The organism is Domibacillus sp. F004 (assembly GCF_057814295.1).
In genome coordinates, this window is the sequence record NZ_JBVATB010000003.1 from 489,463 (window position 1) to 506,800 (window position 17,338).

The following is a 17,338-nucleotide window of genomic DNA, read 5'->3' on the forward strand; positions in this document are numbered from 1 at the left end:
ATCGTTCTCCTTTCCTTCTCTATCCATTCGGTACAGATAAAGACATTCTACCTCATTTATTCCCCCTATGTACTTCATCAAACGAAAAGGGATGATTTAGGCAGCTTCAACTTAACCGACAGAAAAAATCCCTTCCTCTGTTAGACGATAAAGTTCTTTTATCGATCTGCTAGAAAGGGATCATTCTCCTCTACTTAATTTCCAATACTGATCTTTTCTCCGTTTGACTTGTAAATCTTTATCTCAGATACATCAACGCCGTCTGTTATTGTCCATCCTTTAACATTCTCAGCGCCTCTAATTTCTTTTATATTGCTGCTAGCAATTACTACTTCTTTAACCTCTGCACCTTTAAAATCAATAATGGCCTCTTTTTCCGTTGGCTGGATCGTCACGGTTGTATTCTGTAATCCCGCTCCTTTTAATGTAGCGGACGTTTTGACAAGAATGCCTGTACGAATGACAGACGTACTATCCAAATCTACTAAAGAGTATGGTGTTTTAATTACTAATGTGTCCGTTGTAAATTGATTAAGTGTATAGGTTTTGCTTACTTCCAGTTCTGATGGATGAGGGTTCTCAACCGTTTCTTCACCCAACTTATAAACCGCAACCGTCCCTGAAACTTCATTTGCACCAAGAAGTAATGCTTGATGAGTGGGACTTGATTCAGCTGCAATAAATTCAAGCCCTTCAGGCGCTACATCACCGGCAACTTTTTGCGTAAAATCACGTGTATTTTCGTAGTTTACGAATTGAGGCTTCTCTGGATTTGAAATATCATAGGTCATCACGCCTCCGATTCGTTCAAGACCGATGAATGCGTATGTTTTATCGCCCATTTTTCCAACTTTCACATCTTCCGGTTCAGGTCCTTTTTTTGCACTTCTTTTGTCCATAACGTTATCGTCATTCGACCAGTTAAATACTTCTGGTAATCGTTGTGAAGTGATCGTCTCAAAATCGCTGCCGCTGTCAAAAACGAGTTCCATCGTATCTGCTTTCCACATAGAAAAAGAACGTCCTCCTAATGTGTATACAGCGTCCGATCCCATATCCGTCAGTACCTCAAGCTTATTGTACGCACTGTTGGCTTTCATTTCATTTAGTTTTTCTTGTGCTTCAGGAATGCTCATCCCTTTAAATAGGTCACTATTTATTTCAATGGAATCTTTTACATCACCAAACTCTGCAATGTTTTCGAATTCTTCCCATTCCGTTGCATCACCTTCGTTTGCCGTTATTAAATAGCTTTCTCCATTAATGGTTACCTGCGAGATAGAATCCGGCATATACGCGCCTAAAATAGGCAGGTTTGTTATATTGATTTGGCCATCTCTTGCTGCATCTAATTCATTGCCTTGTTTTGAATGATCTTTATAGCCTAATGATTTTACTGAAGATACTGCACCATTTTTAACATCAATTGTTGCGATTGCATTATTTTCTTGCAACGTTACATAAGCCTTCTCTCCATCATCTGACAATGCAATGTACTCCGGCTCTAAATCTTTTACTGCATAATCTTTACCAGCCTTATTTCGAATATGAACATCGTCTTCAATTACACTACTATCGTCAAATTTAACATGCTTTACAAGACCTGTTTCATCGTCGACGATTGTAACAGACCCCTCAGGATCAACACCATCCGCAAGACCATTCCTTGGTTCTCCTTCATCAGCCGTTAAAATAAATCGCCCGTCTTGACTCATTTTGATCATGTCTGGCTGCACACCTGTATCAAATGTGCGCAATATTTCACCATCATAATTCAAGACCGCAATTTTCCCTTTTTTTGTGTAATCTTTCTCTTGAACAGCCACAACAATAACCTTTTTCTTCGTATTAATATGGATACTCGTCAGATCACCATATGTAAATTGATCGGAATTAACGGCATCTGCTATATTGATCGATTTTTCTTTTGAAAGTGTTTGACCTTCATTGCTTGTTAAATCACTTAGACTGACGATATCAATGGTTTGAGCTTTGCCATTTACTAAGTAAAATTTACTGTTATCTGTATTATACTTAACAATTTCGGCAACACCGCCATCTTCATCCGTAAGTCCCGTATCGTAACCTGCAATTTTAGAAACATCTATTGTATCTTCTATCCCGTTCGTTTGTACGGTTATGTCCTGATCGTTTCTCACGACTAGACGATGGGCATTGTCAACGACAGCAACAATCCCTTTTACCGTAACGTTTTGTCCAATTGTTAATTCTTTCGTTAATAGGATGGCAGGATCTATATAGACGGCTAATTCATTATTCAGCGTTATCGTATGATCTGTTTTTGCTGTAATAACACCCGTGATATTCGAAAGCAATCCATCCAATGTTAGCGCTTGTGCCGTCGTTAATGTTTGAACAGAAACAGGCACTTCCATATCATTAAGAATGTTTACTTCTTTGCTCTCTATTCTCTTTTCACCATTTACCTCTTTCAAAATACCTGTCACCGATATTTTCTGGCCTACTTTCACATTGGTTAAATTCTCAACTGCAATTCCAGCACTTGAATCCTGAACATAGCCAAGGGGCATAGCGTCTTCCTTTGTCTTTAAATCCGCTGCTGTTACAGTAGACTCGATTGAAACCGTTTGGCCGATCAAACGTTTATCTGACTTTAATTCTGCAACTTTGTTAAATTCTAACAACGCCACTTCCCCTTCTTTAGCGCCTGACATAGTTGGAGATGGGGCTACCACTTTAAAATCAGATTGATTGTTGTTTGTGTCCACATAGTTGTTTCGTTGAACCGCTGTTAAATAGTCAATACCTGTTATGGATACGCCTTCCCCTTTGTTTGTTTCAGGATCACCATATGCAACCGCGTCAATTACCGTTTCTCCATTTATAAGCTGCACATTTCCTTTTGCATCCGACATCCCTATGCCCATTTCAGGTGTATCGAAAAAAGCATCCGCATTAAACACGGCTCCGTGTCCTTTATCCCCTTCGTTCCCTAAAGTAGCCTCACCACGTAACAGAAAGTAATCATTCGCTTTAATCATTTGTCCTTCTTTAAATTCATATGTTTGTACGGTTCCGCCTGAATTATTCGTATAAGTTAATGATAATCCTTTAAGGCTTATGTCTTGATTGGTGGGGTTATACATTTCAATGAAATCATACATATAGGGTGCATACGGAGGTGTATTGTCTTTTCCAGCTTTTCCGCCCCCGCCATACACTTCATTAATGATTAATCCTGTCCCTTGCACAGCTGCATTCTGACCATTCTCCGCATAACTAACAATACCTGGCGTTAACACAGATAGTGCAAGTGCAGATGAAATAACTTGTTTAGAAAACCGTTTTTTTCTACTTTTCATCTGATTAAGACTCCTCTTAAATAGGTATTTTTCATTTTCGTCTTTTCTATGTAAATAGGCTCATGCTTTTTCTATTAGTCAAAATTTATCGTACTCTACTCCCTCCCAATCTACTACATTCTTTTGGTAAATATAAGTAAAGATATAGTTAAGAAATTGTAAATAGACACGATAAAATGACTTACCAATGATAGATCGTATGTGCCCGAAAATATACCCATAGAAAAATCCCCTCCTAATGTTAGACGATAAAGTTCTTTTATCGGTCTACACAAGAAGGGGACCACATCAAAGCAATTCCTCATTTTTAAAAGCACGTTATTTTGTCGGTTCGCCCGTTTCTAAAGGCAGAGATGGATCAGCGGCCCATTCTGTCATGGAACCGTCATAAATCGCTACATCTTTTTGTCCAAGTTTGTTTAATACGAGGGCGTTCCACGTTGCCGCAATCCCGCTGCCGCAATACGTAATGACCTTTTTATTCGGATCAAGGACGCCTGTTGATTCTACTTTCTGCTTCAATGATGCTTCATCCAGCAATGTATTTGTATCTGGATTACTATGTGAGGCAACAAAAATGTTAATGCTGCTCGGAATATGCCCTCTTCTTCCGTACGTGTTGTTTACTCCGTTGTAATCGTCGGGAGAAAGACTATCGACGATAATTTTAGATTCATCACCGATGGCTTGTTTTACGTCGTCCACCGTCGCAAGCAGTTCAGGGCGGCGCTCTCCTTTAAATTTTGCTGCTGGGTAAGAACCAGGTTCTGACGTAACCGGATGACCTTCTTCCACCCACTTTTTAAATCCGCCATCAAGAACAGCAACATTGTCAAAGCCTTCAAATCGAAGCTGCCACCATAGTCTAGATGCCCAATAAGATGGACCAATACCTTGATCATAAACGACGACATATGTACCGTCGTCGCCTACGCCTAGTTCACCAATTTTTCCAGCGAAATACTCATGTGAAGGGATCGTAAATGCGTGTTTCCCATTCGGATCGGATAACTCTTTGAATAGATCCGCATAGACCGCTCCCGGAATATGATTCTCATCATACGTTTCCCGGCCGGACCAAATTTTATAATAACCGCTGCCGCCTTCTGGATGCTGTAGAAAAGTAGTCGCATCGAGCAGCCGCAAATTCGGGTCATTCAATCTTTGAGCCAGCCAATCCGTGTTAACAGTTAATGGTATAGTACTCATTGCATTCCCTCCTTGAATTTGTATCGTGCACATTATATGATAATTCTTATCGAATTACTGAGGTTTAGCCTTAGCCATAAAGCGAAGTACCTGCTTCTCTTCTCTCCTTACCCCGTGAAACGTTACACATGTCCCTGTCAAAACTTTTCCCGTTTTCATTTTCTATTATTCATTATTTTTTAGACAGTTATATATTCAATGTAAAGAAATGAAATGCCTATTGAATTTTCATAGCAAAAAAGAGGCAACTAGTTTTTCAGTCCCTCTATTACCTTCGCTTTTCTTGGACGATCATCTTGTGGATACGTTCGTTCGAAATATTTAATATCATCATCCCGATGAAAAATGTTGGCTGAAATGCGCGAAGCACGAGAATTAAGCGTTTCTTTTACTTTGGTCGCTTCAATCTTCAGCATTACATTCCGGTAGAAGTAGGGCTCTCCATATTCATTTTCGGTCTGCGTTGTTAAATACTTGAATAGTGAACAAAGAGCTGAGATTTTTCGGTTAATCGACACTTTTTCAGCTTTTTTAGTTTCATTTTTCGATACTTTAATATCACGGCGCTCAAGGAAGCGGATAAAGCCTTGAGCCTCAATGAGTTTAAGGTTTTCAAGCACATCCATCGGTATATCTTGTATGCGAATAACTTCCGAAATTCCTTCAGCAATCAGCCATTCGAAAAATAGTTTAAAGTCCTGAACATAATTTAGAAGGGTAGAGGGTGACCGGATACCTATTTTCTGGTCAACATATTCCACCACATAATACGGCATCGTCTTAATCAGTTCTTCCAGCATTTTTTCGTGCATTTGGTGCTGCCTTGTATTGGCCATTGTTACAACTCCATTCAATTTTTACGAAAACAAAAAAAGTTAAGAAATTCTATATTTAAACCCAAATACACGTACATACGTTTGTGTTTTGCGTATCAATCGTATTTTACGCAAAGTTTGACTAATTTTGATCTTATAGTTAGGATGATTTTAGAGGATTTCACGTTAAGAAAGGACTGCTAAACAGTAAAAACAATCCGATATCGTTATAACTAATGAGTTTCCTTCCATTTAATCAGTTAGCATCTTTTGAAAATCCTAACATTTCTCTTTTATGTCGGTAAACTTCTCATCGTAAACTCGCTCTCCATTGACCAGTACAAAAGTGACAAGGATAAAATATCGCCCATTTTTACTCTCCTGAACCTTTTCACCTGCTGCAATTTCAATATATACAATTTTGTTTTCATCAGCATACGTAACAATCATTTTGATTCTCCTCTGCTTGCAAAATAAAAAAGCGAGAGCAAATTGCTCTCGCCTGATTCTTCTTATCTTATTTATATATATGGCGTTCTTTGGCAGGTTTATTCATAAACAAGGAATTGAGCCATTTCTTCTTTAGAAAGATCTTCTGGAAGAACATTTTGTTGTTTACAGTACTCACCTAAGGCACGAATTTTAACCCGAGGCTCTTCTGGTTTTGGCGGAAAAGCAAAAACCCCGTCTGGAAATGCATCGTCAAACTCTTTAAGTTGTTTACGTAGCATCCTTTCACGCCCCTTTTTAAGAGTGTACCCTTTTTTTATCGGAGTATAAACGTCATCAATTACCTTTCCCACCATTTTACACCTCCTGGAAAATAAGTTTGTACAAGTTGTTTGGCGGTTGTATCAAAAAACATATATCTCTGCCCAGCTGTACGAAAAGCTCCCATGTCTTCATAAAACTTAAATTTAGAGCTTTTGGATGTTAATCCAACATACCCGTCAAAGTCATGGTTGATGCTATACTGACAAGCAAAAGCAATTAAGCATTTTCCAGTGCCTAAGTATCTGCGCCCTATATTAAGCCTGCCTTCTTTAAGCTTCTTATTTTGTGGAGCAGATTCCACGATTTCAATTTCAACACAGTTATAGTCTGGGTCTGTGTTTTGGATAATGGCAATCAGCCCTTGAACGTCATCCGGATATTCCTCTGTCACTAAAGCGTAAACTTCATAACCCCGAGTAAATGGATGTACCCAGTCAAACTGCCAGCCATTTGATTCATTATACTGTTTTTGTTGAATTTCCGCTCTTTCAACTTTGCGAAAATAAAAAGGAATGCACTCGCCTGTTGGGTGTTTTATAAGCATAATAACCGTTCTCTTTTCTTTATTCGTACTTCCATTGTACCATAATCTAGCATTATATTTAACAGGAACGCACGAACATATTTTCATATATATGCTTACGCAAACCACTCTTATGACCAATCATTCTGTTTAAGATGGTTTACAATGTCCAAATCCCGATCAAACCTGATCTCTAGGCACAGTCTTTTCCGAATGCGTAATCTAAAATAAGAACTACTTTGTATCAGTGGTTCTGGTGCGAAAATAATTTGATAAAAAGATAGAACCTATATTACCCGCTAACTTACGAGTTATGATGCTATCCCGAACAACTTATGTATGAGTTCAACTTCATTTTGGGCAGACTTCTCTCCTTGGTGAACTTGCCCTTTTTTTATCATATGCATCGCTTCAATGCCACTCAATATATAAGTGGCTGTTTTATACGACTTGAATCCCAACATAGAGCGCACACGTTTCTTAATGAAACGGTGATCTTGTTCTACTATATTATTGAGATATCTAGCTTGTCTTATTTGTATGCCTTCCGGCATACGTTTTTCTTCTTTTAACTCTTTAATTGCTACAGGATAGGTTGGATTCTTGTCTACTGTTATGACACGAGGTTTAGAAACATGAAAAGACCGCAAAGCTTTCTTAAAGAAGCACTTTGCAGCTTGTTTGTCTCTTGTTTTACTAAGGCAAAAATCAATCGTGTTTCCTTTGGAATCCACTGCACGATATAAGTACATCCATTGACCTTTTACTTTGATATACGTTTCGTCGACTCTCCAAGAGTCATTTGTTGGTCGAAGATGACGCCGTACTCTTTCATCTAATTCCGGGCTATATTGATGAACCCAACGCATAATCGTTGTGTGAGCCATCGATAAGCCCCCGTTCTTCCATCATCTCCACCATATTACGAAAGCTCAAGTTGTACCGCAGGTACCACCTCACTGTTAACAAAATAATATCAGGCTGATAATGTTTCCACTTGAATAAATTTTGCTTTTTCATACTGATCACGCACCTTTTTTAAAGTAATAGTATCAGCATGTCCAAGATTTAAAGATGATTTGCAACTGTCCCTAAGTTTTTGCACCAGAACCTATAAAACTTATTATGTTAATCCTAAATGTTCACGGAAGGTATGACCTTCATATTTCTTTCTGAAAATACCTCTTTTTTGCATTTCAGGAACAATTAGTTCAACAAAGTCTTCTAAACTACCGGGTAATGTAGGAGGCATAAGATTAAATCCGTCAGCCACACCAGCTTCAAACCAGACTTCCATCTGATCCACAATTTCTTTAGGTGTACCTATCAGCGTGTGATGTCCACCGCCTGCATTAAGATATCCTAATAATTCTCTTACTGTAGGTTGTGTATCATTAATAATTTCTAGTATTGTTTCGTAACGTCCAACTGGACCAGTAAATTCTTCTACTGGGGGTAATTGAGGTACTTCTTTATCAATTTCCCAATTAGAACAGTCTTGTTGAATAAAGAAACTCAACTGTTTTAAAGCTGTTTCAAGAGGTAATTGCTCATCTAATGCTGCTTTTTTGGCTAAAGCTTCCTCATGAGTATGACCTACATAGGTTACTATGCCTGGAAATACTTTAATATGTCTATTGCTGTCTTCGCCTTGTTTAACTTGTTCATCTAATTTTTTACGAAATTTTTTTGCTTGCTTTAAGTTCCACGACACTGAATAGACTGCATCCGCATATTTTGCGGCTAATGCAATGCCCTGTTTAGATGCCCCTGCTTGCATTGATACTGGTTTGCCTTGCGGACTTTTTGGTGTGGTGGATGGGCCATACACTTTAAAATAGGTACCATCGTGATTAAAAGGCTGAATGTTTGAAGGATTTATCAATTTTCTTTCTTCTCGATGATGTAGAAACTCATTACTGTCCCATGAAAGAAATAACTTATTCATTAAAGCAGCGAATTCATCCGCCTTCTCATAGCGTTTGTCATGAGAAGGTAGTTCTTCCATACTGTGATTTAACGCCTCTAAATCAGTCATTGACGTAACGAGATTCCAACCAACACGTCCTTTTGTAATATGGTCTAAACTTAATAGTTGTCGTGAAGCTGTGAAAGGATTAGAAAAAGTACTTGAAATTGTTGAAACTAATCCTACATGATTTGTTACTTGAGAAATAGCTGTTAAATTGACTACTGGATCAAACCAAAATGCTGGCATATCACTAAAATCTTTAGCCTGAAATGATTGATTATCAGCAAAGAATACTGCGTCAAAGTAACCTTTTTCCGCTAACTGTGCCAAATACTGATAATAGGAAATGTCTCCAATACGTTCAATGCTTGAGTCAGGCATTAACCAAGCAGCTTGATGGTGTCCACAACCATACAGCAAAACACCTAAGTGTAGTTGTTTTTCTTTAATTTTTGTCATTTGTTTACACCTCAAAATACATCATTATTAACTGTCTTGTATACTCCGTTTTTGAAGGATTATCTATTGTAATTTAAGCTATTAGTTCATTGTCAAACCGCCATCTACTGTGAAATTTTGACCTGTAATACCGTTTGCATTTTCCGAAGATAAATAAGCGACCATATTGGCTACATCTTGAGGTGTGGTCACCTTCTTCAATGGCGTTGATTGAGCAATTAAATCGAATACTTCTGGTGTTGTAGCAGCACTGGCGTTAGTCGTTTTTAATAATCCACCTGAAACTACATTCGCTCTTATGCCATATTGTCCTAATTCAGAAGCGACATTACGTGTAAAACCTATTAATCCCGCTTTAGCTGTTGTATATTCGTGGTAGGGTACAACAGGATTTTGATATAAATTAGTACCTATATTTATAATACTTCCAATTCGTCGTTCAATATATTGAGGTATGACGCTTTGAACTACATTAAATGCTGCTTTTAAAGTACCATCTAGTTGTTTTTGATAATCATCCCAAGTGAGTTCTGTGAAGGATTTCTGTTTGTTTGGATCAAATTTGAAGTCTACTAATGCATTGTTGACCACAACATCTATTTGACCAAAATATTCCGTTGCTTTTTTTATCAAATTATCTACTTCTTTACGATTTGTTACATCAGCCCGAATTGCAATAGCATTCTCTTCACCAATCTCAGAAACGAGCTTCTCAGCAGCATCTTTGCTTTTATAGTAATTGATGACCACTTGAAATCCTTGTTGTGCCAATGTCTTTACAATAGTTGCTCCTAAACCTCTACTACTACCTGTTACTAATACTGTTCTAGTCATCATAACCACTCCTATATTTTTAATTTTGATGAAATTTAAATAATTAAATTTATGTAAAACAAATGATTCAAGTGCCAACTGTGGATTTTAAGGCATGGGTGAACCTCTCCACCTAAATCAAAGATTTTGATGGAGAGGTTCACAGCCTTACATAAAATACGTTTTTCTCAGTACAATCATTCCACTGTAAAGAACAATGAGTCCGATTCCGAAAATCAAATCATATTTACTCCATGAGACTCTATAGTAATAGCTGCGTTGCCTATCTCCGTCAAATCCTTTAGATTCCATTGCAATGGCCACTCTTTCAGCCTTTCGTATTGCACTGGCTAAAAGGGGAATAATGTAACGCTTCGTCTCCTTTATTCGTCCCTTTATACCTTTTGCTTCCCCTAATCCGCGGATTTGATGCGCAACCCGAACCTGTGTTAACTCTTGTTTAAACAAAGGCAAAAACCGGTAGGCAGCCATCATGCCGTAACCGAAACGAGGCGGCAGTTTACAATGCTGAACTAGGCTTAACATAAATTTAGTAGGCTCCGTAGTGAGGACAAATAAAAGGGACCATGACGCAAATACGAACGAACGAAGCCCTAATGAAAGGCCTACCAATACATTTTCTAAAGCGACGGGCATACTTCCAATGTTAAAAAGAATCGTTTCACCACGCTCATTCGGAAAGACGACATTAATCCATATAAAGCTAAAGGCAAATAAACTAAACGGAAGAAGAAGAATCAATAAAAAGCGAAGTGAAACACCTCCAAATAGAGAAATCGCCATGATCGTTAAAGTTAGTAAAATTAACGGGGTCCAAGGGTCAAAGACGGGAATCATAAATATAATGACGATCAACATGCTAACTAACTTTAGCGTTGGGTTTACCTGTTGCAAAAAATATTCGCCTTTCTGGTAATGATCTAACATAACAGCTTCGCCTCCTCAAACACCTTGACCCATTGCTGTAATGTATATGAAATGGGAATTCTAATCGAAGCTTTCGCAAGTAACTCTCTTTCTTCAAAGAACGGAAGCACCTCCCCTTCGTATGCCACTTTCCCATCATGTAAAAGCAAAACCTTATTCGCATATTCAGCAACTAATTCCATATCGTGCGTAATCATCATGATCGTTTTTCCATTCTGGTTAAGTTGTGTTAATAAACCCATCAAGGCTTCCGTATTGACCTGGTCTTGACCGAAAGTCGGCTCATCTAAGATAACAAGCTGCTGATCGTTGGTTAGCATTGTCGCGACTGAAAGGCGGCGCTTTTGTCCTTGACTTAACGAAAACGGATTAGACGCCCTTTGTTCGGCTAAATGAAATTGCTCGAGAAGCTCATTCACACGCGGCTGCCACTCCTTCTTTGCCCAACCAAGGATTTTCAATCCATAGGCGAGCTCCTCTTCTACCGTATCACAAACAAATTGATGCTCAGGGTTTTGAAAAACAAATCCGACTTTCTGCATAAGTTCCTGTACCTTTAGCTCGTGTAGAGGAACGTTATTAAAATAAATATTACCTTTCCCAGGTTTTAAAAGCCCGATTAAAATTTGAGCGAGTGTACTTTTCCCCGTCCCATTCGGACCCAAAACGGCAACGAAATCACCTGATTGTATTAAAAAATCAATATCTTTTAAAACGTGATGGTCTTTATACGAAAAAGAAACATGTTCTACTTGTAAGATCGGTGTACGAGGATCGGCAGTATGACTAACCGGGGATTCCTCTCTTGCTTTGATTATGGAATCCGATATCATAAGGCCTCTTTTTTTATATTCGTTTTGCCATTCTTCCTTTGAAAGAGGAAATTCACTCCATTCCATTCCCTTTTTTTCTAAAGATTTGGCATAGGCGCAAATCTTCGGCACCCAAATTCCTTGATCTGTAAGTTCATTGAAACAATGGCTAAAAATATAACGCGGTGTATCGTCAGCAATAATTTCCCCCGTTTTTCCCAGCACAATCACTCGCTCTAAATACGGTAATAACTGATCAAGTTTATGCTCAATAAATATCAGTGTTTTATTTAATTCAGAGGACAGCCTTATCATTAAATCAAAAATCTCTTTCGTACTTGCAGGGTCTAGGTTCGCTGTCGGCTCATCTAAGATGAATACCTCGGGATCCATAGCGATTAAACAGGCAATCCCTAACTTTTGTTTCATCCCGCCTGAGAGCTCTTTTATTTGAGCCTTTTTCTGATCTGTCAATCCTACTAATTGTAAGCTTCTTTTCACTCTCTCATCCATTTCTTCTTTTGAAAGGCGAAGATTTTCTAAGCCGAAAATAATTTCATCTTCAACCGTTAACATACAAAATTGCGTATCCGGATCTTGAAAAAGAATACCGATATGCTTACATATTTCACTGAAACTTACACTTATTGGATTATGAGAGTCAATCACTACAGTCCCACTCATTTCAACCTCGATCGATTTTGGAATAATTCCGTTAAGAGCAAGAGCTAGCGTGCTTTTCCCCCCGCCACTCGGTCCAAGAATCAATACCTTTTCACCTTTCTGAATATGTAAGTTAACCCCTTTCAGCACATCTTTGTTTTGAAAGGGGTAGCGTACGGTTAAATCATTGGTTTTGAGATACTGCATTCTGTTCAATCCTTTGTTTACGTTGAATTTTCCCTAATGCAAAGTTATCCAATACGCCTGTTCGGCATAATGCATCTGAAACACTCTTACTTCCCCAGCCAGCTAATAAAGCTCCACTCGCCAGCATCGACACAAACATCAGTCCAGTCATAATGGAAGAGTATTGACTATATCCATACATAAAGTAAATCGTAACAAAGTTAGCCAAGACTCCAAACATACCCGCTAGCATTAGAACAGGTAAACGATAGATTCGATAAAGAAAGAACGCTAACGCAAGCTCCACACCAAGACCTTGAGTTAAACCAAGTATGAGTACCGCTCCAGCATTAACCGAACCAACTAAGATTTCCGTAACCGCCGCAATCATTTCCGCACCTAACGCTACACCAGGCTTTCGAATAATGTATGCACAAATAATAGGCGCCATAATCCAAAATCCTGAAATGAAACCCCAGCCTACTGGGCCAAATATCCCTTTAATAAACTGGCCAAAGAAAATCCATCCAAGATATAACACACCAAAAGCAACTGAAATTGACGCCATGACAACAATTTCTCTTAAATTTAAAGCCTTCGAATTTTTCATCATTATCCACCTTTATTATGAAATGGTCGTTCAAAAGGGGTCAAAGTTTCCTCATCCCGTTGAACAACTTAACTGCCTAGTAATTTACACTGTTGTACTTTCTTGTTGGACAGGCCAGTCTTCCAGCTTATATGCCATATCAAAGAACATATATTCAAGCTCGCAACTTAACACAAAATGATTTTCCATTCTCTCTCTCTCTTCTTGTGAAGCCTGCTCCGCTAATACATCTAGCTTTTTTAGATAAGCATTCATTCTTGGTTCTTCTTGTGCACCGTAAAAAGAGATCCATTCGTAAAATGGATGGTTTTGATCAGGCTTGTATTCTTTCATAATACGCTCACCAACATACAAATAAATCCATGGACAAGGCAAGGATACCGCAATTGCTTCTCCAAGTGTTCCTGCTTGAGAAACGTTTAACATATGGCTGATATAGTGTAAAGCTGTTGGAGCTAACGGAAACCCTTGCAACTCTTCATACTGTACACCTGCGACTTCGCAAATATTACGATGGGGATGAATCTCACTATTCAAGATAAAACCGATACTCGTATTAAACATTTCCATATCTTCACGACTTGTGCATTTTGCCATCCCATAAGCTTTCGTTTGGATCATTGCATTTAAATACTCATAATCTTGTTTAACATAGTGAATCAGCTGTTCCTTTTCAACCTCGCCCTTTGCAATTCCCTGAATAAATGGATGATTGTAACACGCCTCAAAAATATAATTCGTTTTTTCACGCAATTGTTCTGAAAAACTCATCAAAATACCTCCTCATTTTTTAAAAAGAATCCTACTATTTTAAACCCCAAAAAAGGTCGCTCCAGAAATGGAGCGACCTTTTTTGAAAAAATAAATGTTAAATCCGTTTCAAGCCTTTGAAAACTACGACTCGAATCTATGTATCATTAGCATTTTTCATAAAATATACTAAGCCGGCTCCACTTTCCTACGCTGGCACTAACCAGATCAGGTTCAAAGGGATAAAGGAAAATCCTTATCTCAGCCATTACAGCACCCCTAGTGGAATTCTTATTAAGTTAAAATGACCTTACCATATATCGACAGTATAATCAAAGTTTTTTATTTTCCACCCATCGTATCAAGAAATATATATCCTAAAATCAACCCGGATTTATCCTTTTGCATCTAACCCGCTCCCCCTTAGAATCTTGTTTCTCCAATCTTTTATTAGTAAAGAAAAATAGGATACCGACAAAAACGGCTATTTCTGCAATACGAATTCCGAATAGCGAAGTAAATGAAAGAATGGTCATAGCAATCATTGCCAGCAAAGAGATCTTTTTAATTTCTGTCATTATCTTTCTCCTATTCTTGCTGCATAATTGAACCTTACTTTGTTATTCCACCAATGGTCTGTTTTTTTAAAAGCTTATTGGATGAATTGACGGAATGAATCCGTCCGATTTGGTTAGCACACTCCGGCTGAATAGCATGATATCATTGAGAATCCCCCTCTTTCACCGGGTATTTTTTCGCATTTTTTTCGAGTTTTTTATATACTTCCTTTTCAAGGTCTATTTCAAGCTTATCGGCCATCTGTACTAAATAAATAAGAATATCAGCCATCTCTTCTTTAATATTTTGTTTTGATTCACTGATTGCTTCTTCACTGCTTTTCCACTGAAAATTTTCAAGTAATTCGTTTGCTTCCAATGAAATTGAAATGGCTAAATCCTTTCCATTATGATGCTTTTTCCAGTCTCTTTGATCACGAAACTCCATTATTTTTTGATAGATCGCCTGCATATTTCTCTCTCCCATACCGAATAATAAATTCTAATTGTTTTTACTAAAGCTTCTTTTTTCATCTAGAACGTTCCATTTTATTTCATTATACGGGGAAACAGATTATTTTTTCTATTATTCAGAAAATCACCTTATTCTTCTTCATAAAAAAGACCCCTACATCGGTCCGCATTGTGAAGAGGCACGGAGGTTCTGTTTTGTTTACCCAATCCCCACTTTTTCATAGTGTCCCTGTACCCGCATCGACGAACGTGCATAAAATTGTACTTTCACAAGCAAATTTGATAAGTTTACATTAGTCTCCTTATCTATTTTCAATTGTTTCGTGCTTCAAACAGATCCCGTGAGAAAATAGATCCTTTTATTTAAAATAAAATAGAAGAGGAGGTGACCTGAATGGGTCTTAAAGAAAATTCAAAAAAGATTGTATCTACGGCAAGTGACATGCTGAAAGATGAAAAGAACAGGGAAAAAGCGAAAAATATTGCTTCTTCTGTTTTAGCACAAGCCAAAAAACTAAAAAAGAAATAAGTGATTAATAGGTAAAGCATGCTTCCATTTAGGAATCATGCTTTTTTATTATCCTTCATTCAACGGCAGAGCAGCCCGCTTGATCTGATACATTTATAATCATTCCAAGCACTTACTTACCTCTTCATTCTATTCCCTTATTCCTTCATATTCTTATGGGAACAGAAACAGTTGTAATGGAACACTATCCGCCATATTCATACCATTCGTTGCTCTTTATCCTATCGCTTCAATGCCTTAGCAGGAAATGTTATTATTTAAATGAGTGATAAGAATGCGAGTAAAAGAGGATGGAGTTTATGTACATGAACGGCTGGCAGAGAATTTATTTTAATAATATCAATGATATGTTTTCAGATCGAAACGGCTTTAATGTGCCGTCAGATGTACCCAATCCATATAATTCGAGATACAATCCGCTACGCGCGGCGAGTGAAGTGGAGATTATTCATCCAATCAGCAAGGAACCGTACCTTTATCAACTACTAGAATATCAATACGGTGATTATGTCCTGAAATATGCGACAGCGGATTTCGATTTAGATGGGGATGTATTTAAGTGTGTCTGGCGTAAAACCGAGCCGCTCACACTAATGGATGAAGAAAAGCGATTGGTTTTGAAAACAGAAAAGGCGCAATTTCAGCACCAATATGGCGTTTATCACTCCGTCCCAGGCATGGAGGATTTTGTGAATACATATAAGGATGTATCATTTCATAAGCTTTGGACCGAATACGATGCATTTTTAAAAGAAAAGTTTGGCCAATTGTGTATACCGCTGCTGCCTGGAAATGAGAAGGAACAAGCCGCATCGGTTTTTGACGTATATGAAGCGGAGCCGATCGATGATTTCGTCACGCTCTATACGCTTTGCGATGGAAATGATACCGATGAATGGCTGAATCAGATTGATAAGGAAGGGACTGCTTACGCGCATATCGGCGGAAATCCGCTCATGAACTTGAATGAAATAGCGTATGAAGTGAAGTACGCCGGGCGTAACGTCGTTAGCAAGTACCCAATTCAGTCGATCCCTGCAGGGTTTGTAAAAAACAATGAAATGCTTTCAAATAAAATTCCGATTCATCATGACGGCGGCGGAAATTTTATTGCCATCGATCTGGATCCGGACATAAACGGACAGTACGGGCAAATTGTCGAAGTGGATCATGAATATGATGAACGGGTCGTCCTCGCTTCAAGCTTAAAAGAATACATCACTATTTTATATTACTTTGTTAAAGAGTTAGGTGTCATTGATAATGGAGAAGGATTCGAAGGGAAAAAACCGTTGTCTTCCTAATATAAGGAGAAAATAAGAAAAGCAGCGGAGAAATCCGCTGCTTTACGCCCGTCGTTTTCCGTATATCCACTCGTCTTCCCGGTCTTTTTCCAAAATATACTCGGCAACTTTGTGGAATACGTCTTGTTTCGTTTCTTCATTCCACATGAATTCCGGATAAGTAGTGCCGGATTGCCCCTTCACTACAATCGGTTTTTTATTTAACAGCGCCGCATGATATTGCAAACCTTGAATAACGTTGTCGTCCATGGTCTCAGGTTCATCGAGTAACAGGAAAAAGTAACTGTCTCTCACCGGTGTGGGCCGCAGTGCTCTCATGAATTCTTTTTTTTGCCCGTTCTTCATCTGCCGGTGTCGAATACGTGATGCCATGCTGATTAAACACGTCAAAAAGATGTTTAGCTAGATCCTCGTCTTTTTCTCTATACGCTACAAATACATCATATTTTGGCTGCGCCGCGATTCCTTCACGCCATTGTTTTCGATAATCTGTCATACTCTCCCTCCAGGCTATTGCTTATTTTTTCATTATAACAAACAATCCTTGTGGAATCCTTGACCAGAAAATGAATTACAAGATTATATGGAAGCAGTCA

The 17,338-nt window shown here is 38.3% G+C and carries 19 protein-coding genes and 1 riboswitch; of the genes, 2 read left to right on the forward strand and 17 right to left on the reverse strand.

Going from position 1 to position 17,338, the window contains the following annotated elements:
* Positions 1–194: 194 nt before the first annotated feature.
* The 15 genes from ACZYRN_RS11080 to ACZYRN_RS11150 all read right to left on the reverse strand — a co-directional run bounded on the left by ACZYRN_RS11080 (position 195) and on the right by ACZYRN_RS11150 (position 14,907).
* Positions 195–3,344 (reverse strand): choice-of-anchor I family protein, encoded by a 3,150-nt coding sequence (locus ACZYRN_RS11080; protein WP_488911640.1) that lies wholly within the window; start codon positions 3,342–3,344, stop codon positions 195–197.
* Between the two features lie 318 nt (positions 3,345–3,662).
* Positions 3,663–4,553: a sulfurtransferase gene (locus ACZYRN_RS11085; RefSeq protein ID WP_488911641.1), complete on the reverse strand. Its 891-nt coding sequence runs from the start codon at positions 4,551–4,553 to the stop codon at positions 3,663–3,665.
* Between the two features lie 248 nt (positions 4,554–4,801).
* Complete coding sequence (locus tag ACZYRN_RS11090; RefSeq protein WP_488911642.1) at positions 4,802–5,389, reverse strand: site-specific integrase; 588 nt, start codon at positions 5,387–5,389, stop codon at positions 4,802–4,804.
* 258 nt (positions 5,390–5,647) lie between these two features.
* The gene (locus tag ACZYRN_RS11095) at positions 5,648–5,818 is read right to left on the reverse strand and encodes a hypothetical protein (protein ID WP_488911643.1); all 171 of its coding nucleotides are present in this window, start codon (positions 5,816–5,818) and stop codon (positions 5,648–5,650) included.
* Between the two features lie 98 nt (positions 5,819–5,916).
* A complete protein-coding gene (locus tag ACZYRN_RS11100) occupies positions 5,917–6,171 on the reverse strand; it encodes a hypothetical protein (protein WP_488911644.1) in 255 nt (84 codons plus the stop codon).
* A complete protein-coding gene (locus ACZYRN_RS11105; RefSeq protein ID WP_488911645.1) occupies positions 6,159–6,686 on the reverse strand; it encodes a hypothetical protein in 528 nt (175 codons plus the stop codon). Before ACZYRN_RS11105 ends, ACZYRN_RS11100 begins: the two co-directional genes overlap by 13 nt.
* A 290-nt stretch (positions 6,687–6,976) precedes the next feature.
* A protein-coding gene (locus ACZYRN_RS11110; RefSeq protein ID WP_488911646.1) for an IS6 family transposase occupies positions 6,977–7,685 on the reverse strand; the annotation gives its coding sequence in 2 pieces (ribosomal slippage) (positions 6,977–7,552 and positions 7,554–7,685; 708 coding nt in all).
* A gap of 103 nt (positions 7,686–7,788) precedes the next feature.
* Positions 7,789–9,096 carry an LLM class flavin-dependent oxidoreductase gene (locus ACZYRN_RS11115; protein WP_488911647.1) on the reverse strand — a complete coding sequence of 436 codons (1,308 nt, stop codon included), beginning with the start codon at positions 9,094–9,096 and terminating at the stop codon, positions 7,789–7,791.
* An 81-nt stretch (positions 9,097–9,177) separates the two neighbouring features.
* Complete coding sequence (locus ACZYRN_RS11120; protein ID WP_488911648.1) at positions 9,178–9,930, reverse strand: 3-oxoacyl-ACP reductase; 753 nt, start codon at positions 9,928–9,930, stop codon at positions 9,178–9,180.
* A gap of 147 nt (positions 9,931–10,077) precedes the next feature.
* Positions 10,078–10,857 carry an energy-coupling factor transporter transmembrane component T family protein gene (locus ACZYRN_RS11125; RefSeq protein ID WP_488911649.1) on the reverse strand — a complete coding sequence of 260 codons (780 nt, stop codon included), beginning with the start codon at positions 10,855–10,857 and terminating at the stop codon, positions 10,078–10,080.
* Entirely contained in the window at positions 10,851–12,539 is a 1,689-nt protein-coding gene (locus ACZYRN_RS11130; RefSeq protein ID WP_488911650.1) for an ABC transporter ATP-binding protein, read from the reverse strand. Before ACZYRN_RS11130 ends, ACZYRN_RS11125 begins: the two co-directional genes overlap by 7 nt.
* Positions 12,517–13,128 carry an ECF transporter S component gene (locus ACZYRN_RS11135; RefSeq protein ID WP_488911651.1) on the reverse strand — a complete coding sequence of 204 codons (612 nt, stop codon included), beginning with the start codon at positions 13,126–13,128 and terminating at the stop codon, positions 12,517–12,519. The genes ACZYRN_RS11130 and ACZYRN_RS11135 overlap by 23 nt, the downstream gene beginning before the upstream one ends.
* An 84-nt stretch (positions 13,129–13,212) precedes the next feature.
* Positions 13,213–13,899, reverse strand: coding sequence for a thiaminase II (gene tenA / locus ACZYRN_RS11140; protein WP_488911652.1), 687 nt, complete (start codon positions 13,897–13,899; stop codon positions 13,213–13,215).
* Positions 13,900–14,066: 167 nt separating this feature from the next.
* Positions 14,067–14,169, reverse strand: a riboswitch (TPP riboswitch).
* A gap of 92 nt (positions 14,170–14,261) precedes the next feature.
* Positions 14,262–14,456: a hypothetical protein gene (locus tag ACZYRN_RS11145; RefSeq protein WP_488911653.1), complete on the reverse strand. Its 195-nt coding sequence runs from the start codon at positions 14,454–14,456 to the stop codon at positions 14,262–14,264.
* A gap of 142 nt (positions 14,457–14,598) precedes the next feature.
* Positions 14,599–14,907 (reverse strand): nucleotide pyrophosphohydrolase, encoded by a 309-nt coding sequence (locus tag ACZYRN_RS11150; protein WP_488911655.1) that lies wholly within the window; start codon positions 14,905–14,907, stop codon positions 14,599–14,601.
* Between the two features lie 396 nt (positions 14,908–15,303).
* Between ACZYRN_RS11150 and ACZYRN_RS11155 the strand changes: the two genes are divergently transcribed.
* Positions 15,304–15,438 carry a hypothetical protein gene (locus ACZYRN_RS11155; protein ID WP_280512828.1) on the forward strand — a complete coding sequence of 45 codons (135 nt, stop codon included), beginning with the start codon at positions 15,304–15,306 and terminating at the stop codon, positions 15,436–15,438.
* A 305-nt stretch (positions 15,439–15,743) separates the two neighbouring features.
* Positions 15,744–16,742, forward strand: coding sequence for an SMI1/KNR4 family protein (locus ACZYRN_RS11160; protein WP_488911656.1), 999 nt, complete (start codon positions 15,744–15,746; stop codon positions 16,740–16,742).
* A gap of 42 nt (positions 16,743–16,784) precedes the next feature.
* Here the strand turns inward: ACZYRN_RS11160 and ACZYRN_RS11165 are convergent, their stop codons facing one another.
* Together ACZYRN_RS11165 and ACZYRN_RS11170 are read right to left on the reverse strand one after the other, a co-directional pair.
* Entirely contained in the window at positions 16,785–16,991 is a 207-nt protein-coding gene (locus ACZYRN_RS11165; RefSeq protein WP_488911657.1) for a hypothetical protein, read from the reverse strand.
* A 10-nt stretch (positions 16,992–17,001) separates the two neighbouring features.
* Positions 17,002–17,238: a hypothetical protein gene (locus ACZYRN_RS11170; RefSeq protein WP_488911658.1), complete on the reverse strand. Its 237-nt coding sequence runs from the start codon at positions 17,236–17,238 to the stop codon at positions 17,002–17,004.
* Positions 17,239–17,338: the final 100 nt, after the last annotated feature.